The sequence below is a fragment of the Proteus penneri genome (assembly GCF_022369495.1).
GTDB lineage: Bacteria > Pseudomonadota > Gammaproteobacteria > Enterobacterales > Enterobacteriaceae > Proteus > Proteus penneri.
Map to the genome: position 1 here is coordinate 1085790 of NZ_CP059690.1, position 19349 is coordinate 1105138.

Genomic DNA, 19349 nt, shown 5'->3' on the forward strand with positions numbered 1-19349 from the left:
AATAATTAAAGACCCAGGATTATTCTGGGTCTTTTATTTTGTCCTTTTACTGCCAGTTGTTTTATCATGTGCAGATTGATATCAATAACATAGATGTAAGGTGTGTTAGATGTATTGGGTAAATGGACAACAGCAACAAAATGTAGATGCCAGTGATCGAGCGGTGCAATTTGGGGATGGCTGTTTTACAACACTTGCTGTTGAGCAGGGTGATCCCATTTTATTATCTGCACACATAAATCGTTTAAAACAAGGCTGTAACGCTCTTTTTTTACCGCATCCTAATTGGTTTGAACTTAAAAAGCAGATCATAGATATCGCCTCACAGGTTCAAACAAAAAGTGTGATTAAAATTATTATTAGTCGTGGTTATGGTGGACGAGGATATTCTTCCAATGGATTTATAACACCGACGGTAATAATGTCACTGTCATCTTATCCTACCCATTATCTCCACCAGCAACGTGCAGGTGTATCGCTTGGTATAAGTCCTGTTACTTTAGGGCAAAATCCTTTATTGGCTGGGATCAAACATCTCAATCGTCTTGAACAAGTCCTTATCAAATATCATTTAGAAAAAACAGAATTTGATGATGTTTTAGTGTGTGATAATGAAGGATATTTAGTGGAAGCGAATGCGGCGAATCTTTTTTGGCGCAAAGGAGATAGGCTTTTTACACCAAACCTGACTAATTCAGGGGTAAATGGCATTATACGTCAATCTATTTTTCAATTAGCTCAGAAAAATCATTGGCAAATTGATATTGTGAGAGAAAAAACAGAAACACTTTATCAGGCTGATGAAATATGGTTAACAAATGCGTTGATGCCAGTGATCCCTGTTTCACAAATCACTTTTTCAGATGATAAGTGCTATCAATATCCTAGTAGGGATTACTATCATGTTGTTTTACAACACAGTTTGTCACTTAAATAGAATTTAATGAGTTATAAATGAAGATAAAAAAAATAGTCTGGATAGTTTTTTTTGCCTTATTAATTAGTATCGGTGCAATAGCGTTGTATATGATGCAGCATATTCGTGGTTTAGAAGAAAATGTTGTTGTAAAGCAAGATGAAATGCTACTCACAGTGCCAGCAGGAACAGGGCGCGTAGCCATGGAACAACTGCTAATAAAAAATAATCTACTTAACCAAGGCGATTATTTTCAAATTTTACTAAAAGTAAAACCAGAGCTTAGCCAATTTAAAGCAGGAACCTATCGCTTAACAAAAGGGATGACATTGCGTGATGTTTTATTGTTGATCAAAAGTGGTAAAGAAGCTCAATTTACGATCCGTTTTATTGAAGGTAGCCGTTTACAAGACTGGCAATCTATTTTTGAACAAGCTCCGCAACTTACGACTGTCGCACACACAATGGATAGCGATAAATTACGTGAAGAAATAGGGATAAAACCTGAATTTGTTAACCTAGAAGGTTGGTTTGCCCCAGATACATACCATTACACGGCAGGTACGACCGATGTCGCAATTTTAAAGCGCGCCTACCAACAAATGGAAAAAACATTAGAAGAAGAGTGGATTAAACGCGATAGTGATCTACCGTATAAATCGGCTTATGAAATGCTTATCATGGCATCAATCATTGAAAAAGAGACGGGTATTGATGCTGAAAGAACAAAGGTGGCGTCTGTTTTTGTCAATCGATTAAAAACTAATATGCGATTACAGACTGATCCAACGGTCATTTATGGTTTAGGTGATAAATATAGAGGCACGATTTATCGTAGTGATTTAAATGGCTATACACCTTATAACACCTATCAGATTGATGGCTTACCACCTACACCAATAGCAATGCCGGGTGTTGCTTCAATTAGGGCGGCTGCACATCCAGCAGATACTCGTTATCTCTATTTTGTTGCGGATGGAACGGGTGGCCATAAGTTTTCAACCACACTCAATGAACATAATAAAGCCGTCGCACAATATCGACGCTTACAACAAAGATAATTATGAACAACAGTAAATTTATTGTAATTGAAGGACTTGAAGGTGCTGGAAAAACCAGCGCAATCCAAACGGTTATCGATACACTTAAAGATAAAGGTATCACCAATCTGGCATTTACCCGAGAACCCGGTGGTACACCTCTTGCCGAAAAATTACGTGAGCTTATCAAACAAGGTATTGAGGGTGAAAAAGTTACGGATAAAGCCGAATTATTGATGCTATATGCAGCACGTGTTCAGCTGATAGAAAATGTGATAAAACCCGCGCTAGCAGAAGGTAAATGGGTGATTGGTGATAGACACGATCTCTCTTCACAAGCTTATCAAGGTGGCGGACGTGGCTTAGATAAAGATCTTATGTTGTCACTTCGTAATACGGTGCTTGGTAATTTTCGCCCTGATTTAACCTTATATCTTGATTTAGATCCGGCTATTGGGCTTACCAGAGCCCGTGCTAGAGGTGAATTAGACCGGATTGAAAAAGAATCAATGGATTTCTTTTATCGTACTCGTGAACGTTATCAAGCATTGGCTAAAGATGATGACACGATTATCACGATAGATGCATCTCAAGCAATTGATAAAGTACAAGCAGATATCCGTCAAATACTAACAGCGTGGTTAGTTCAGCAGGAAAATAAATCATTATGAATTGGTATCCTTGGCTAAATCAGGCATATCGACAACTTATTAGCATATATCAAGAAGGGCGTGGTCATCATGCTCTGCTTTTACATGCGATAGAAGGCATGGGAGGAGAAGCACTCTCTTATGGGTTAAGTCGTTGGTTAATGTGCCAGAATAGGCAGGGATTAAAAAGTTGTAACGAATGCCATAGTTGTCGCTTGATGCTTGCTGAAACACATCCAGATTGGCATATTTTGCAGAGTGAAAAGGGTAAGTCTTCGATTGGTATTGAAGCAGTAAGAAAAGTCACGGAAAAGCTGGAGCATCATGCTCAGCAAAGTGGTTTTAGAGTTGTTTGGATAAAAGACGTTGAAGCATTAACAGAAGCGGCAGCAAATGCATTGCTCAAAACGTTGGAAGAACCACCTAAAGACACCTATTTTTTACTGAATTGTCAGCATCCAGAAGTTTTATTAGCGACATTGCGTAGTCGTTGTTTTTATTACCATTTAGCAACGCCTAATCTTCAACATGCAACGCACTGGTTACAGCAACAATTACCAAACATACCTTATGCAAATAGTGTAACGGCATTAAATTTATCGCAGAACGCTCCAGTTTTAGCGCTTTCCTTATTGAAAGATGAGTGGAAAGAAAGAGAGATTTTTTGCCAAGCTTTATATACAAGCATACAACAGCATGATTTATATTCATTTTTACCACAATTAAATCAAGATAATGCCGAGCGTCGCTTATACTGGTTATTATCATTACTGCTTGATGCATTAAAATACCAAACCAATGCACAAGTGTATTGTGTTAATCAGGATCAGCAAGCATTGATTATGGCGTTATCACAATGGTCTTCGGATATTTTGTTATCCATTATTGATGGATGGAAACAGTGTCGTTATCAGTTAATGACCATCCCCGCGTTAAATAGAGAATTATTACTAGTAGAACAGCTACTAGATTGGGAAAATCAGCTAACCACAAAAATTAATTAACTATATATTAATTATAATTTAGCTGTAATAAAAAACACCTATAAGTCGTACCAGATAAATGAGAGTAAGTTATGTTTTTAGTTGATTCACACTGCCATCTCGACTGCTTAGATTATGAAAAATTACATGAAAATATTGATGATGTTGTCGAAAAAGCACAGCAGCGTGATGTTCAATATATGTTAGCAGTGGCAACCACATTACCGGGTTTTAATAGAATGCGTGAGCTAATCGGTAAACGTGACAACATCGCCTTTTCTTGTGGGATCCACCCTTTAAATTTAGATGAAGGTTATGATGTTGAAGAATTAGCACGTTTAGCTACCGCACCTGATGTTGTGGCTTTAGGTGAAACAGGGCTAGATTACTATTACCAACAAGAAAATGCGGCTCTGCAACGTGAAATTTTCCGTGAGCATATTCGAATTGGACGCCAAGTTAATAAACCCGTTATTGTGCATACACGCAGTGCTCGCGAAGATACCTTATCTATTTTAAAAGAAGAGAAAGTTCAAGATTGTGGCGGTGTTCTGCATTGCTTTACTGAAGATAAAGAGACAGCAACAACATTACTTGATCTTGGAATGTACATCTCTTTTTCTGGTATTGTGACATTTAGAAACGCCGAACAAATTAGAGAGGCTGCTCGTATTGTTCCTCTTGATCGAATTTTAATTGAAACAGACTCCCCTTATCTAGCGCCAGTACCTCATCGCGGAAAAGAAAACCAACCCGCTTATGTTCGTGATGTTGCAGAGTATATGGCTGTCTTAAAAGGGGTGAGTGTTGAAGAGTTAGCGCAACAAACAACGCGTAATTTTGCTAAGCTCTTTCATATTCAAAACTTGCCTGCTTAATAGAATTAATCAGGAATTAAAATAAATAATAAGGTGATGGAAATGGCAGAAGAAACAATTTTCAGTAAAATTATTCGTGGTGAAATTCCAGCCAATATCGTTTTTCAAGATGATACAGTGACTGCATTTCGTGATATTTCACCTCAAGCACCCACTCATATTTTGATTATTCCTAATAAACTTATTCCTACTGTAAATGATGTTACTGCAGAAGATGAGCAAGTATTAGGACACCTTTTTGTTGTTGCGGCAAAAATAGCTCAACAAGAAGGTATTGCTGAAGACGGCTATCGCCTAGTGATGAACTGCAATAAACATGGTGGACAAGAAGTGTTCCATATTCATATGCATTTGCTTGGTGGAAAACCATTAGGGCCATTATTAAGTCAATGATCGGTATGATGCTAAAAGCGAGATAACAGGAAGTAATACATGATAAGACAAAGTAAGGCTATTTACTCATTACTTATCGCTATGTGTATGACGACATTGCTCTCTGGGTGTTTATCATCTCATTCAGATAATAAACTCTATTTTAATCGTCAGCAGGCTATTATTATGGAGCCTTCGGTCTTAGCTGTGGGAATTGTGGCGGGACAACCCGCCCTTGAACACCACACTAACGGCACAAGAGCGACAGTTATGCTGTCAAATACACAATCTTACCCTGTTTCAATTCGCTATCGCTTTTATTGGTATAACGAGCAAGGGCTTGAAGTATCTCCTGCTGGACATGTAAATGATGTGACTATTCTTGGTGATGGTGATACCGAAATTAGCGGTGATATACCAGATAAAACCATTAGTTATGTCAGAGTTTATCTCTTTATTTAGGATAAGGTAACACGAGCATGAAAAGAGTTCTATTTGTGGCGATGTCTGTGTTTTTATTAGCAGGTTGTCCGTCTATGTTGCCACAACAACCGCCTGTACCTGTAGAGCCTGTGACACCTACAGAGCCAGTAGAGCCACCTAAACCGATAGAGCCACCAATTGAAGTTGTGCCGACACCACCTAAAATCACAAGTATCAATTGGAATGCAGCCGTCACTCCTTTAATTAGAGAAATGGCAGTTACTGGTGACTTAGAAGTGGGTAAGCTTATCGTTGTTGATAATGTTAAAAATAATTCAGGTGGGAACATCCAAGCAGTAAATGCAACCAATACAATTATTGAATCAGTTAATAGTATTAGTGCATTGCAAACTGTGCCTTATACGCAAATGATGTCTGCACGGAAGGCGCTTGGTTTATCTGGTGAAGATAGCCTAGGTCTTCGTAGTGCCGCTATTGGCTTAGCCCGCTATTTGAAAGCTGATTATATTTTATTCTCAACTGTTGATGGTAAAAAAGATAATCGTGTGATCAGTATGCAGTTAATGTCGGTTTCTTCTGGTGAAATTCTTTGGAATGGGCGCCATAAGGTTGAATGATCCGCATTACTCCAGTTTGCTTAATGCCTTGCAAGCACTTTTCCCTGCAACGGCATTAAGTAAATGGAAAATCATTGCATTAGAAGGATCTGGCGGTGGCGCTTTTCGTGTGCAATGTGCAGATATTGACTGGGTTGCCCGCTATTATGGTGATGAAAAAAAAGCGCTTTATGTACATGGAAGAAAAGAATACGCCATTTTAAAACAGCTATCAGGCTCTAATTTATCGCCAAAAGTTGCTACACGCTATAAAGAGTGGTTTTTTCTTTATTGGTTACAGGGTGAACATCTTACTCATCAATCACTTTTTAGTACTTATTTAAAGCCATTGGCTGAAAAAATAGCCATACTTCATCAATACACACCGTTAGGCTTCCCTCTTAACTTAAATCATGAATTATTAATTTATTGGCAGTGTATTGATAGAAAACGTTTATCTGCTAAATGGTTACGTTTACAACAACATTTTTTACGCCAACCGCGATGCAATCTCATAAAATACGCGCCTGCTCACATGGATTTACATGTTGAGAATATTCTTCTTAGTGATTCCGGTATAAAATTTATTGATTGGGAATATGCAGCCGATATTGATACAGCAGATTCGTTGATGACGTTTTTTGCGACAAATCAACTCAATGAAGTGCAACAAAATATGTTTTTGGATTATTACTGTTCGTATCATTGTCATTATACTCAATCCAAAGAAACAGACATTTATTCTATGAAAGAGCTGAAATCGCGTATTTTTTCAAGAGAACCATTCATTTTTTATATGATGCTAATGTGGTATGAAGTCCGTTGGCAACAAACAAAAGATGAGTCATTTTTAATAATGTCTGAACCTTTACGTCGTTATTTTAGTCTGATGAATTAAAGACATTATCTTGTCACAATTACAAAGAGAGGAATGTTATGGGTCCAGTAATGCTTGATGTTGAAGGGTATGAACTCGATAGTGAAGAGCGTGAAATTTTAAAGCATCCTCTTGTCGGTGGATTAATCCTTTTTACCCGCAACTTCCACGATGCTGAACAATTAAATGAATTAGTCCGTCAAATTCGTGATGCATCTCATGAACGTCTAGTGATTGCAGTAGACCAAGAAGGGGGACGAGTACAACGTTTCCGTGATGGTTTTACTCGCATACCCGCGGCACAATCCTACGCAGCATTAAATGAAAGTTATCAAGCGAGTCATTTAGCACAAGAAGCGGGATGGTTAATGGCATCAGAAATGATTGCCATGGATATTGATATCAGTTTTGCACCTGTGCTCGACTTAGGTCATAACTGTATTGCCATTGGTGAACGTTCTTTCCATGATTCGCCTGAAATTGCCATGACAATGGCAGAGAGCTTTATTAAAGGTATGCGCTCTGCAGGTATGAAATCAACAGGTAAACATTTCCCAGGTCATGGTGCAGTCAGGGCTGATTCTCATAAAGAAACACCTCGTGATGACCGCTCTTTAAATGATATTCGCCAACGTGATATGTCTATTTTCAAAGACTTTATTCAACGCCAGCTATTAGATGCCATTATGCCGGCTCATGTTATTTATTCTCAGGTTGATGAACGTCCTGCAAGCGGTTCATCATATTGGTTGAAATCGATTTTACGTGAACAACTAGGCTTCCAAGGCGTTATCTTTTCTGATGATTTATCGATGGAAGGTGCTGCCATTATGGGAAGTTATGCAGAAAGAGCACAACGTTCACTAGATGCTGGTTGTGATATGCTTTTAGTGTGTAATAACCGAAAAGGGGCAGTGAGTGTGTTAGATAACCTGTCCTCTGTCAAAGCAGAACGCATTGCCACATTGTACCATCACCGAGGTCGTTACACATTGAGTGAGCTACAAACCTCTGATCGTTGGAAAAAAGCGAATCAGTTGCTGACCCAATTACAGGAGCAATGGCAGGAGCGAGCATGATTATATATTTACATGGTTTTGATTCCACAAGTCCTGGAAATCATGAGAAAGTTTTACAGCTACAGTTTATTGATCCTGATGTCCGTTTTTTAAGCTACAGTACGTTGCATCCTCGTCATGACATGCAACACTTACTGAAAGAAACGGATAAAGTGATTAAATCCACAAAAGAGCCCGTATTAATTTGTGGCGTAGGATTAGGTGGATATTGGGCAGAGCGTATTGGTTTCTTATGTAATATTCGTCAGGTAATGATTAATCCTAATCTTTTTCCTTACGAAAACATGACAGACAAAATCGACAGACCTGAAGAATATTTAGATATTGCAACGAAATGTATTAAAGATTTTCGTTCTAAAAACAAAGATAGCGCTTTAGTGATTTTATCTCGCAATGATGAGATTTTAGATAACCAGCGTTCTGCTGATGAATTATCGCCTTATTACTCTGTCATTTGGGATGAAGTGCAAACGCATAAATTTAAGAGCCTTTCTGAGCATCTATTTAAAATTAAAGCGTTTTATAGTAAAAAGTAAGACTAAAGTAATGTGTTTAAAATGGATGGTGTTTGTTCCATCCATTTTTCTATCTAACATAGCTAAAATGTGCATACTCTTCTGCTATCTATCTCTTTTCAATATTTGTTTTGATCCTTTATTTTTATCATCTCAATATCGCGATTGATTTTAATGATCCTCGTTATGCTTGTTTTCTAGTTGATTGTATTAATTGATTAAAAAATATCCTTATGTTTTTAATGGTGATTGATTTATCACTGAATAGCAAAAAATGACTCTTTTCTTCAAAAAAGAGATATGAATATTCAAATATTTTTGATATAAATCAACTTTGGTATGACCATCTTCCCAGCTAACTTATTTAAGAACAAAAATAACAGCCGAAACGATTTAACTGTCGTTATTTAAGTAGATTTCACTAAGGTTATTTAAATAACAACAGTAAATATCTTTATGGAGTGACGTTAAATGTCATTAAAAAAAATTGTTATTGTCGGTGGTGGCGCTGGTGGGTTAGAGCTGGCGACTAAATTAGGCAATAAATTAGGTCGCAGCAAAAAAGCAGAAATCACCTTAGTTGATCGTAATAATAGCCATTTATGGAAACCGTTATTACATGAAGTAGCGACAGGCTCTTTAGACGATGGAGTTGATGCACTAAGTTATTTAGCTCATGGTTATAATCATCACTTCAATTTCCAATTAGGCTCATTAATAGGGCTTGATCGTGAGCAAAAAAATATCACACTGGCTGCTATTTATAATGAAGAGCAAGAGCTACTCGTACCTGAACGCATATTAGACTACGATATTTTAGTGATGGCGTTAGGCAGTAAATCGAATGATTTTGGTACTCCAGGCATTAAAGAAAACTGCATTTTCTTAGATAGCCCACAGCAAGCCCATCGTTTCCATAACGAAATGTTGAATTTGTTTTTAAAATACTCAGCAGATGCCAATGCACAAGAAGAAAATCGTAAGGTAAATATTGCGATTGTGGGTGGTGGTGCGACGGGGGTTGAGCTTTCAGCTGAATTGCATAACGCAGTACGCCAATTAAATAGTTATGGATTAAAAAAATTAGCACCTTCAGCATTAAATATCACTTTGGTTGAAGCTGGAGAACGCATTTTACCTGCATTACCGGTACGTATTTCGAGTGCGGCACATCAAGAGTTAACAAAATTAGGTGTGCGAGTGATGACTAAAACTATGGTCACAAGTGCAGATGAAGGCGGGTTAAACACCAAAGAAGGCGAGCATATCGATGCCGACTTAATGGTGTGGGCTGCAGGTATTAAAGCACCTGATTTTATGAAAGAGATTGCGGGTCTAGAGACTAACCGTATTAATCAGCTGGTTGTTAAACCGACCTTACAAACAACCTTAGATGAGTCTATCTTTGCTATTGGCGACTGTTCTTCTTGCCCAAGAAAAGGTGGCGGTTTTGTTCCACCAAGAGCACAATCTGCACATCAAATGGCAAGTCGTTGTTATGGCAATATATTAGCAATGTTAAAAGACAAACCGCTCAAAGATTATGTGTTTACCGATCATGGCTCATTAGTTTCACTCTCAAAATTTAGTACTGTGGGGAGTTTGATGGGGAATTTAATGAAGGGTGATATGATGATAGAAGGGCGTATCGCGCGGATTGTTTATATCTCTTTATATCGAATGCATCAAATAGCTTTGCATGGTTATATCAAAACAGGGCTTATGATGTTAGTCGGATCAATCAACCGAGTGATTAGACCTAAACTAAAACTCCATTAATTTATCTTTTGCTTTCCAGAGAAGACAAAAGTCACCTTTTAAAACCCTCATATTGTATGAGGGTTTTTTATCTATCTTTTCTTTTAAATTAAATAATTAAATGAGAATATCTAAATAAGATAAATAATCTCAGCATAAAGCACTAGACGATTTATCTGTCGATACCAAAAATAACCAATAACTCTAAAACAAAATATAACAATGATAAATATAATTTTATTATCAAGATCAAACCGTAATATCAAAGATAACGTTAACTTTATTTATCATGTTAAATTATTTAAGACTTTTCTTAAATAAAAAATGATGTTTAATTCATTAATTCATCAAATAAAATGTTATGGTATTTCATAGGATTGTATTAGAAAGATAATAAGTGAAGATTATAAAGGTTAAGCTTAACTTGTTATTTTTATTCGTATTTAATTAGATGAAATGGTTTTACAAATCTTAAAATCAAACTTTATAATATAAGTTAAATAGGGAAGACTCCCTATTTTTTGGCAACATTTGTTAATCTGGTGTTATCATAATGATGTATTATAAATAGCATAATGATTTCTATTTTTTCAGCTTAATAAATTAAGATCTATCTTAATATAATGTGTAAGTCTTGAGAATATAGTCAGTATTTAATTAAGTAATTAAAACAGAAATAAGTGGTGTATTTAACATGTCATAAATACGTAGTTTACTTATTATGTTAATCAGCATGGATGTTGAATTAAGCTATCAGATTAGAGAATTCATTTATTGAATACTAAATATATTAGCCAGTTAGAGTGAAACAGTGGCTTTTATTCTATATCTGTGGCAATTAAGGATAAAACAAATAAAAAGGGGTAAAAGTGGGTGTTAATGTCAGAAAGTACACACTAATAGGACTAATCATTGCATTAGCTATTCTTTCATTTATTGCATGGAGGTGGGTCTTTCCTCAACCTCAATATGCTCATGTCGTTTCGGCTACACCTATTAAATCAACCGTTTTTGTGACAGAAGAGTATTGTCATCGAATTGGCTTACCAACACCTTTTACACCAGAAAATTTGTCACGATTTCATCCCGCAGAGCAAGAGTGTCGAGTGTTCTATATGATTGAAGCACTCAATAACAGCAATATTGCTAATTTCCCTTATCCTCAATTTAAAGAGTGCATCCCGATTTATCGTCAAGAGCGTAGAATTGTTGGTTATGATGTACTCTATACTATTGATGGAACACCCGGCAAAGTACGTACCACGTTTAAACCCGGTGAAGTTATTGCATTAGATTCTGATGGTAGGCTGATTTTAGAACAAGAACCTTATTGTTCTATGAATGAAAAAGTACCTTGTCGCAAAGAGTAAACCTAACAATATAAAAGAGAGGCGTAATGAAATTATTTCAATTACGCCTTTTTGTCGATTCGATAACCGCTAAAGTGAGGTTATTTTGTGTTCATTAAATGCACTTAACATATCATCAATAAAAGTGAGTCGTTTTTCACGCTCAGTTAAATCTGTAATAAACTTCAGTTTTGATGGACCATCTAAACGGAAAATAGCAGGTTGCTCTTGAAGTAAGCTGATTAAATATCCCGGATCAACCTTGTTCTTTTCACCAAACTCAACAAATCCACCTTTATCATGGGCTTCAATTCGAGTAATACCCAAGTTCACTGCACTTAAGCGAATAGCTGCATTACGTAGTAGATAACGCCCTGCATCAGGTAGTTTACCAAATCTATCGATTAATTCTGCTCTTAGATCATTAAGCTCTGTTAAGTCGATCGCACTGGCAATTCGTTTATAGAATGAAAGTCTGACATTTACATCAGGGATGTAATCATCAGGCAATAAAACAGGCATTCTTAATTCAATTTCAGTTTGTTGATTGGTGAGATCTTCAAGTGATGGTTCTCTCCCCTCTTTAAGCGCTTCTACTGCACTTTCTAGCAATTCCATATAAAGCGAGAAACCGACGGTATTCATTTGACCGCTCTGTTCTTCACCTAATAATTCACCGGCGCCTCGAATTTCTAGATCATGAGTTGCTAATGCAAAACCTGCACCTAGATCTTCCAGTGAAGCAATCGCTTCTAAACGCTTATGAGCATCCTTTGTCATCGCTTTAGGATGTGGTGTCAACAAATAAGCATAAGCTTGATGATGAGAACGGCCTACACGACCACGTAACTGATGTAATTGCGCTAAACCAAAGTGATCTGCACGTTCAATAATAATGGTGTTTGCGCTGGGTATATCGATACCTGTTTCAATAATTGTGGTGCAAAGTAACACATTAAAACGTTGATGGTGGAAATCATTCATCACACGCTCAAGTTCTCGTTCACGCATTTGTCCGTGACCAATACCAATACGCGCTTCAGGAACGAGCGCAGCTAATCTCTCTCGGGCTTTTTCGATATTCTCAACATCGTTATACAAGTAATAAACTTGTCCGCCACGCAATATTTCACGCAAGATAGCTTCACGTACCACTAAGTCATCATATTCCCGTACAAAGGTTTTTACGGATAAGCGACGTGCTGGTGGTGTTGCAATGATAGAAAGATCACGCATACCACTCATTGCCATATTTAACGTACGAGGAATAGGTGTTGCTGTTAGCGTTAAAATATCGACATTTGCGCGCATGGCTTTTATTCGTTCTTTGTGACGAACACCAAAACGGTGTTCTTCATCGACAATTAATAGCCCTAAATCTTTCCATTGAATATTAGGCTGAAGGAGTTTATGTGTACCAATGACAATATCAATCGTTCCTTCAGCCAGTTTTTCTGTGATTTGCTGTTGCTCTTTTGCACTACGAAAGCGTGAGATCATCTCAATGTTAACGGGCCAATTAGCAAAACGATCACGGAAATTATCAAAATGTTGCTGAGCCAATAAGGTGGTCGGCACTAAAATGGCGACTTGTTTATTGTTGTTAACTGCAAGAAATGCAGCACGCATTGCCACTTCTGTTTTACCAAATCCGACATCGCCACAGACGAGTCTATCCATTGAAATAGCTTGGCACATATCGCTAAGGACAGCATTGATCGCCATTTCTTGATCAGGTGTTGTTTCAAAAGGAAAGCTTTGGCGGAATGTTTGGTACTGCTCTTTATCCATTTTAAAGGCAAAGCCTGTTTTTACTTCACGCTGAGCATAAACATCTAATAACTCTGCTGCGACATCACGCACTTTTTCAGCGGCTTTTTGGCGCGCTCTTACCCATGCATCGCCACCCAATTTGTGTAGTGGCGCATTTTCATCTGCGCCACCAGAATAACGACTGATTAAATGCAAGGATGAAACAGGGACATAAAGCTTGTCATTACCTGCGTAACTTAACATCAAGTATTCAGCTTTAACGCCACCGGCTTCTAGTGTTGTCATGCCTTGATAGCGACCAACACCATGCTGAAGATGAACAACCGGTTGACCTATGCTTAATTCAGCAAGGTTGCGAATTAAGGTATCAGTATTAATTGTTCGGCGATTGTCTTGACGACGACGATTAATTCGCTCGCCTAACATATCGCTTTCACAGATCATAGCTAATTGACGATGACTATCAATAAAACCGTGCTCAGCTGCACCAATAATAAAATAGGCTCCTTTTTCTTGGGCATCTGATAACTCAATGATCTGTTTAGGGGCAATTTTTATCCGTGATAACAGTTCTTGTACGGTTTCGCGTCGTCCTTCACTTTCAACAGAGAAAATAATACTGCCAGAAAATTGTTCTTGGAATCGACGTAGATTGTCTAAAGGGGATTTGCTTTGCGCGTTGATCGATAAATCAGGAAGTGGTTGATAACCTAAATTAGTTTGTCCTGCTTTTTCTGGCAATGTTTCTGTTTTAAGTTGAATTCGTGGCCACTGTTTAAGTTCTTTATTAAATTTATCAACACTGAGCCAAATATCATCAGGCGGTAACAGCGGTCGCATAGGATCAACGCGACGGCTTTCAAAACGCTGGTTGATGTCTTGCCAAAACTTTTCTGCAAAATCTTGTAGATCTTGCGTCACTATCAATGTGTTTTTAGGGAAATAAGCAAATAAGTTAGATAAAGGCTGTTCAAAAAACAGCGATTGCCAATATTCAATTCCCGTTGGCAATATGTGTTTACTGACTTGCTGATAAATATGTTCAGGATCACGTCTTACATCAAATCGTTCACGCCATTGGCTACGGAAAAGTTCTATCGCATTTGCATCTGTTGGGAATTCATGGGCAGGCAGTAAATTAATTTGATCAACTTCTGCTAATGTCCGCTGTGTATCGACATCAAAAGTGCGCAGGCTATCTATTTCGTCATCGAAAAAATCAATACGATAAGGAAATTCACTTCCCATAGGAAATAAGTCTAATAATGCACCGCGTGTTGCATATTCACCGTGTTCTAATACTTGCTCTACATGGCGATATCCTGCTTCATCTAATGTTTTACGTAAATTATCACGAGAAAGTATCTCTCCTTTTTGCATTATCAACGCATGACTTGCGAGATAATCTGTAGGGCAGACTTTCTGCATTAACGTATTGACGGGTAAGATTAAAATTCCCTTGAGAAGTGATGGAATACGGTATAGCGTAGAAAGGCGGTTTGAGATAATTTCTTGGTGAGGTGAAAAACTGTCGTATGGCAGCGTTTCCCAATCCGATAATGTCTCTACTGGAAAATCACAAAACTGACGGATTTCATCTTGTAAACGCAATGCATTTTGCATATCACGAGTAACAAGAACGACTAATCCAGAGTGACGTTTGATGATCTCTGCACATTCTAGAGCGCAAGCGGCACCAGTCAGTTGACCTAGCTGACGAGTATCCCCTTGTTTTATAGGAAGTTGATAACGATATTCTGAGGACATAAGCGTGTAATGTGAACTCTTTGTTGTAGTTAACTCCCAACACATCTTTAGCTTAATGGCTAAAGCTTAAACTGGCGGGCAGGTTAAGATAAAAGAAAAACCACAGTTTGGGAATAGAGTGGTTCCATTCAGTAAGACTACCCTTTATTATCCCTGAACACTTCGCATTAGCAACAGGAACAGCACAGATTTCATGTACAATTCTGTCTCATTTTATATAGGGCTCCGTTATATGCGGGGTCGTGCGGTCGATAAATTCGGTCGCTTCGTCTCATGGCTATCCGCTTTAGGGATTATGTTAGGTGTAGCTGCATTGATCACAGTAACTTCTGTCATGAATGGTTTTGAACGTTCATTGCAAGAAAGCATTCTTGCTTATATTCCACAAGCAATCGTGACATCACCTAACGGACAATTACCCCGAGATTCAAATATAGCTGAAAGATTACTGACGCGTGAAGGTATCATAAACGTTACCCCTTTAGTAGAAGGCGATGTCGTTTTACAGAGTAAAGACAATATCAGCGTTGGTGTCATGCTAGGTATAGAAAAAGAGCAAGATGAGCCTTTAACGAAATATATTCGTTATGGCGATTTTTCTATGCTGAAAGCAGGTGACTATGGCGTGATCTTAGGAAGTGGCCTTGCTAAACAGTTAAAAGTAAAAGAGGGGGATAACATTCGCCTTATTGTGCCAAGTGTAAGCCAATTAACACCAATGGGAAGATTACCTAGCCAACGTTTATTTACCGTTAAAGGTATTTTCCAAAGTGGTGGCGATGCAGATGTCTCACAAATCTTAGTTAATCAGCAAGATGCAGCACGTTTAATGCGTTATCAGCCGGGTAATATTACAGGATGGCGTCTTTTCTTTACTGATCCTCTCAATATTGAAAAATACAGTGCACAATCTTTAGATAAAAATCTTAGTTGGAGAGATTGGCGCGAACGTAAAGGTGAATTTTTCCAGGCTGTTAAAATGGAAAAAAACATGATGGGATTATTATTAAGCTTAATTATAGCTGTGGCGGCTTTTAATATCATTACCTCACTTTCTTTGTTGGTGATGGAAAAACAAGGTGAAGTTGCTATTTTGCAAACTATGGGTTTAAAACGCTCTCAGATTATGTCCATCTTTATGCTACAAGGTGCTGGTGCAGGTATTTTAGGTGCTGTTGCTGGTGGTCTGTTGGGGGCATTACTCTCAAGTCAATTAAACGTCATCATGCCAGCGGTAGGACTTATTCCTCAAGGTGTGGAATTGCCTGCAACACTTGATTGGGGACGCGTCTTTATGATCGGTTTCTCCGCTATTGTCATTTCACTTTTATCCACTTTATACCCGTCTTGGCGGGCCGCGGCTATTCAGCCAGCAGAGGCGCTACGTTATGAGTAATTCTTCTTTGAATAAACAATCAATGGCATCAGAAAAACAAATGCAAATTAACAAAGAGGGTTTATTGGATTGCCACGCCCTATGTAAACAATACCAAGATGGTTCGATTTCTACTCAAGTGCTGAAATCCGTCTCTTTTAAAATGGATAAGGGGGATTTTCTTGCCATAGTAGGCAGTTCCGGCTCAGGAAAAAGTACTTTATTACATTTACTGGGGGGATTGGATTCTCCAACATCAGGCGAAGTCTTTTTTAAAGGGCAATCACTTAATAAGTTATCTTCGTCTGAAAAGGCTGATTTACGTAATAGCCAATTGGGATTTATCTATCAATTTCACCATCTATTACCTGATTTTACAGCACTTGAAAATGTGGCTATGCCGCTGATGATTGGTGGGGCTAGTGTTGTAAAGGCGAAAGAAAAAGCGATGTCTTTACTTGAAGCGGTGGGGTTAAAAGATCGCGCTCATCATCGTCCTTCAGAGCTTTCTGGTGGTGAGAGACAACGTGTTGCGATTGCGAGAGCATTAGTGAACGATCCTTCATTAGTCCTTGCTGATGAGCCAACAGGTAATCTTGATCAGAAAAATGCTGAAGGGATTTTCGAATTGTTGATTAAGTTAAACAAAGAAAAACAAACTGCTTTTCTAGTGGTGACGCATGATTTGTCATTGGCTGCTCGTTTTCAGCGCCAACTTGAAATGAAAGATGGTCAACTACAGTCACAAAACGCAATTTCAGGAGTGAAATAATGGCACAATTGCCACTTGCATTAGTGACCGCTTTACGTTTTTCAAGAGGGCGAAAACGTGCGGGAATGGTTTCTTTAATTTCAGTTATTTCAACACTGGGCATTATGCTTGGTGTTGCTGTCTTGATTATTGGTCTAAGTGCCATGAATGGGTTTGAACGTGAATTAAAAAATCGCATTTTATCAGTGGTGCCTCACGGACAAATTTATTCAGTAGAACAGCCATTTGTACAATGGCAATCAGCATTACCTCGTATTGAAAATACCCAAGGTGTTGTCGCTGCTGCACCATATATCTTATTAACAGGATTGTTAGAGAAAGGAACTGAACTAAAAGCAGTGCAAGTTATGGGCGTATCACCTGAAAAACAGAGTGATATCAGCTTATTACCTCGCTATGTACAAAATAATGCATGGCAAGATTTTCGGGCGGGTAAGCAACAAATTATTATTGGGCAAGGTGTTGCAGACGCATTGAAAATTAAACAAGGTGATTGGCTCACTGTATTAATTCCTAATAATGATGATCCAACTAAGCTTTTACAGCCTAAGCGTATTCGCTTACAAGTAAGTGGTATTTTTAAACTTAGTGGTATGCTTGATCATCAATTAGCGTTAATTCCTTTAGCCGATGCTCAACAATATATGGATTATGGACAAGGAATAACTGGGATTGAAGTGAAAACGGTAGATCCTTTTTTCGCGAATGAAATTATTCATAATGCCGGTTTAAACAGCAAAGAATATGTTTATGCCAAAAGTTGGATAAGTGATTATGGCTATATGTATAGTGATATTCAAATGATCCGTAGCATTATGTATTTATCAATGATCCTAGTGATTGGTGTCGCATGCTTTAATATTGTCTCAACGCTGATTATGGCAGTAAGAGATAAAAGTAGTGATATTGCTATCTTACGAACATTAGGCGCACGAGATAGTCATATTCGTAATATCTTTTTATGGTACGGCTTATTATCAGGCATGATTGGCTGTGTTGCTGGTGTGATATTGGGTGTATTGATTGCTTATAATTTAACACCATTAGTGTCTGTTATTGAATCATTAACGGGACATAGTGTGTTGTCTGGTGATGTTTATTTCGTCGATTTTTTACCTTCAGAAGTTCATTTAATTGACGTTTTCTCTGTATTTATTACCACTGTAATTTTAAGCCTAGTTGCAAGTTGGTATCCTGCACGTCGAGCGACTAAACTAGATCCTGCTAGAATTTTAAGTGGACAATAAGGTTATTATTGACAGACAAAGAAGAAAAAACGCTTAAACTAGTAAAGATAAGAAACGCGCTATTTAAATTTGAAAACCAAGGATTGTCATGATGAAACTTAAACTTCGTCATCGTCGGCTTAGGAAGTTTCGTAAGATCAAAAGTTTACGCAGACAACATTCACGTTGTCGTTATTTTCATCTAACCCATAAAACGGAACATGAAATGAATTTACCCAAAGTTGTCGTATTAACAGGGGCTGGCATTTCGGCTGAATCAGGAATTAAAACATTCCGATCAGAAGATGGATTGTGGGAAGAACATCGTGTTGAAGATGTTGCTACACCTGAAGGTTATCAACGCAACCCACAATTGGTTCAGCAGTTTTATAATGAACGCCGTCGTCAATTGCAACAACCTACAATTCAACCGAATGAAGCGCATTATGCATTAGCAAAACTTGAGCAACGCTTAGGTAAAGATAACTTCCTTCTTGTAACACAAAATATTGATAATTTACATGAAAAAGCAGGTAGTAAACATATTTTGCATATGCATGGTGAATTACTAAAAGTACGTTGCCCACAATCTCGCCAAGTTTTTGAATGGAAAGGGGACTTAGAAACAACCGATCGCTGTCATTGTTGCCAATTCCCATCGCCACTACGACCACATATTGTCTGGTTTGGTGAAATGCCCATTGGTATGGAAGAGATTTATCGCGCCTTGGCTGAGGCTGATATTTTTATCTCTATCGGTACATCTGGAAATGTCTACCCTGCTGCGGGTTTTGTCCATGAAGCTCGATTAACAGGTGCTCATACCGTTGAGTTAAATCTTGAACCCAGTTTGGTTGAAAGCCAGTTTGAAGAGAAACATTATGGTCAAGCAAGTCAGATAGTTGATGAATATGTTCATAAATTGTTTGAATTAATTAATGATCCTAAAGCTGATTTGACGCAATAATTATTTTATAGA

18 protein-coding genes are annotated in these 19349 nt (G+C 37.9%); 17 read left to right on the plus strand and 1 reads right to left on the minus strand.

Annotation, left to right across the window (positions count from 1 at the left end):
- Nucleotides 1–109: 109 nt before the first annotated feature.
- The 13 genes from pabC (at nucleotide 110) to umoD (ending at nucleotide 11478) form a co-directional block, all read left to right on the plus strand.
- Nucleotides 110–937, plus strand: a complete 828-nt coding sequence (pabC, locus tag H1225_RS04835; RefSeq protein ID WP_161671331.1) for an aminodeoxychorismate lyase — start codon at nucleotides 110–112, stop codon at nucleotides 935–937.
- 17 nt (nucleotides 938–954) lie between these two features.
- Nucleotides 955–1977, plus strand: a complete 1023-nt coding sequence (gene mltG, locus H1225_RS04840) for an endolytic transglycosylase MltG (protein ID WP_161671332.1) — start codon at nucleotides 955–957, stop codon at nucleotides 1975–1977.
- Between the two features lie 2 nt (nucleotides 1978–1979).
- Nucleotides 1980–2627, plus strand: a complete 648-nt coding sequence (tmk, locus tag H1225_RS04845; RefSeq protein WP_072062712.1) for a dTMP kinase — start codon at nucleotides 1980–1982, stop codon at nucleotides 2625–2627.
- Nucleotides 2624–3610, plus strand: coding sequence for a DNA polymerase III subunit delta' (gene holB, locus H1225_RS04850; RefSeq protein ID WP_161671333.1), 987 nt, complete (start codon nucleotides 2624–2626; stop codon nucleotides 3608–3610). The genes tmk and holB overlap by 4 nt, the downstream gene beginning before the upstream one ends.
- A gap of 71 nt (nucleotides 3611–3681) precedes the next feature.
- Complete coding sequence (locus tag H1225_RS04855; RefSeq protein ID WP_006537239.1) at nucleotides 3682–4467, plus strand: metal-dependent hydrolase; 786 nt, start codon at nucleotides 3682–3684, stop codon at nucleotides 4465–4467.
- Between the two features lie 42 nt (nucleotides 4468–4509).
- Nucleotides 4510–4860, plus strand: coding sequence for a purine nucleoside phosphoramidase (hinT, locus tag H1225_RS04860; RefSeq protein ID WP_036913377.1), 351 nt, complete (start codon nucleotides 4510–4512; stop codon nucleotides 4858–4860).
- Between the two features lie 39 nt (nucleotides 4861–4899).
- Nucleotides 4900–5301: a YcfL family putative periplasmic lipoprotein gene (locus tag H1225_RS04865; RefSeq protein ID WP_072062709.1), complete on the plus strand. Its 402-nt coding sequence runs from the start codon at nucleotides 4900–4902 to the stop codon at nucleotides 5299–5301.
- A gap of 17 nt (nucleotides 5302–5318) precedes the next feature.
- Nucleotides 5319–5900, plus strand: coding sequence for a penicillin-binding protein activator LpoB (locus H1225_RS04870; protein ID WP_006537236.1), 582 nt, complete (start codon nucleotides 5319–5321; stop codon nucleotides 5898–5900).
- The gene (locus H1225_RS04875) at nucleotides 5878–6777 is read left to right on the plus strand and encodes a phosphotransferase (RefSeq protein ID WP_161730030.1); all 900 of its coding nucleotides are present in this window, start codon (nucleotides 5878–5880) and stop codon (nucleotides 6775–6777) included. Before H1225_RS04870 ends, H1225_RS04875 begins: the two co-directional genes overlap by 23 nt.
- A gap of 38 nt (nucleotides 6778–6815) precedes the next feature.
- Entirely contained in the window at nucleotides 6816–7835 is a 1020-nt protein-coding gene (gene nagZ, locus H1225_RS04880) for a beta-N-acetylhexosaminidase (RefSeq protein WP_006537234.1), read from the plus strand.
- Nucleotides 7832–8371: an alpha/beta hydrolase YcfP gene (gene ycfP, locus H1225_RS04885; RefSeq protein WP_006537233.1), complete on the plus strand. Its 540-nt coding sequence runs from the start codon at nucleotides 7832–7834 to the stop codon at nucleotides 8369–8371. Before nagZ ends, ycfP begins: the two co-directional genes overlap by 4 nt.
- Nucleotides 8372–8821: 450 nt before the next feature.
- On the plus strand, nucleotides 8822–10129 hold the full coding sequence (locus H1225_RS04890) for an NAD(P)/FAD-dependent oxidoreductase (RefSeq protein ID WP_239739524.1): 1308 nt from the start codon (nucleotides 8822–8824) through the stop codon (nucleotides 10127–10129).
- Nucleotides 10130–10977: 848 nt separating this feature from the next.
- Complete coding sequence (umoD, locus tag H1225_RS04895; RefSeq protein WP_006537231.1) at nucleotides 10978–11478, plus strand: flagellar biogenesis regulator UmoD; 501 nt, start codon at nucleotides 10978–10980, stop codon at nucleotides 11476–11478.
- Nucleotides 11479–11547: 69 nt separating this feature from the next.
- Here umoD and mfd read toward each other — a convergent pair whose 3' ends face one another.
- Nucleotides 11548–14997 carry a transcription-repair coupling factor gene (mfd, locus tag H1225_RS04900; RefSeq protein ID WP_239739526.1) on the minus strand — a complete coding sequence of 1150 codons (3450 nt, stop codon included), beginning with the start codon at nucleotides 14995–14997 and terminating at the stop codon, nucleotides 11548–11550.
- Between the two features lie 193 nt (nucleotides 14998–15190).
- Between mfd and lolC the strand changes: the two genes are divergently transcribed.
- The 4 genes from lolC to cobB all read left to right on the plus strand — a co-directional run bounded on the left by lolC (nucleotide 15191) and on the right by cobB (nucleotide 19337).
- Nucleotides 15191–16393 carry a lipoprotein-releasing ABC transporter permease subunit LolC gene (gene lolC / locus H1225_RS04905; protein ID WP_161671335.1) on the plus strand — a complete coding sequence of 401 codons (1203 nt, stop codon included), beginning with the start codon at nucleotides 15191–15193 and terminating at the stop codon, nucleotides 16391–16393.
- 40 nt (nucleotides 16394–16433) lie between these two features.
- Nucleotides 16434–17144, plus strand: coding sequence for a lipoprotein-releasing ABC transporter ATP-binding protein LolD (gene lolD / locus H1225_RS04910; RefSeq protein WP_202608118.1), 711 nt, complete (start codon nucleotides 16434–16436; stop codon nucleotides 17142–17144).
- On the plus strand, nucleotides 17144–18391 hold the full coding sequence (gene lolE, locus H1225_RS04915; protein WP_072062704.1) for a lipoprotein-releasing ABC transporter permease subunit LolE: 1248 nt from the start codon (nucleotides 17144–17146) through the stop codon (nucleotides 18389–18391). Before lolD ends, lolE begins: the two co-directional genes overlap by 1 nt.
- 88 nt (nucleotides 18392–18479) lie before the next feature.
- A complete protein-coding gene (cobB, locus tag H1225_RS04920) occupies nucleotides 18480–19337 on the plus strand; it encodes a Sir2 family NAD+-dependent deacetylase (RefSeq protein ID WP_239739528.1) in 858 nt (285 codons plus the stop codon).
- The last annotated feature ends 12 nt before the right edge of the window (nucleotides 19338–19349 follow it).

Coding starts and splice junctions, on each gene's coding strand:
- pabC (WP_161671331.1), top strand. CDS start 110: ATGTATTGGGTAAATGGACAACAGCAACAAAATGTAGATGCCAGTGAT.
- mltG (WP_161671332.1), top strand. CDS start 955: ATGAAGATAAAAAAAATAGTCTGGATAGTTTTTTTTGCCTTATTAATT.
- tmk (WP_072062712.1), top strand. CDS start 1,980: ATGAACAACAGTAAATTTATTGTAATTGAAGGACTTGAAGGTGCTGGA.
- holB (WP_161671333.1), top strand. CDS start 2,624: ATGAATTGGTATCCTTGGCTAAATCAGGCATATCGACAACTTATTAGC.
- H1225_RS04855 (WP_006537239.1), top strand. CDS start 3,682: ATGTTTTTAGTTGATTCACACTGCCATCTCGACTGCTTAGATTATGAA.
- hinT (WP_036913377.1), top strand. CDS start 4,510: ATGGCAGAAGAAACAATTTTCAGTAAAATTATTCGTGGTGAAATTCCA.
- H1225_RS04865 (WP_072062709.1), top strand. CDS start 4,900: ATGATAAGACAAAGTAAGGCTATTTACTCATTACTTATCGCTATGTGT.
- H1225_RS04870 (WP_006537236.1), top strand. CDS start 5,319: ATGAAAAGAGTTCTATTTGTGGCGATGTCTGTGTTTTTATTAGCAGGT.
- H1225_RS04875 (WP_161730030.1), top strand. CDS start 5,878: ATGGGCGCCATAAGGTTGAATGATCCGCATTACTCCAGTTTGCTTAAT.
- nagZ (WP_006537234.1), top strand. CDS start 6,816: ATGGGTCCAGTAATGCTTGATGTTGAAGGGTATGAACTCGATAGTGAA.
- ycfP (WP_006537233.1), top strand. CDS start 7,832: ATGATTATATATTTACATGGTTTTGATTCCACAAGTCCTGGAAATCAT.
- H1225_RS04890 (WP_239739524.1), top strand. CDS start 8,822: ATGTCATTAAAAAAAATTGTTATTGTCGGTGGTGGCGCTGGTGGGTTA.
- mfd (WP_239739526.1), bottom strand. CDS start 14,997: ATGTCCTCAGAATATCGTTATCAACTTCCTATAAAACAAGGGGATACT.
- lolC (WP_161671335.1), top strand. CDS start 15,191: ATGTACAATTCTGTCTCATTTTATATAGGGCTCCGTTATATGCGGGGT.
- lolD (WP_202608118.1), top strand. CDS start 16,434: ATGCAAATTAACAAAGAGGGTTTATTGGATTGCCACGCCCTATGTAAA.
- lolE (WP_072062704.1), top strand. CDS start 17,144: ATGGCACAATTGCCACTTGCATTAGTGACCGCTTTACGTTTTTCAAGA.
- cobB (WP_239739528.1), top strand. CDS start 18,480: ATGATGAAACTTAAACTTCGTCATCGTCGGCTTAGGAAGTTTCGTAAG.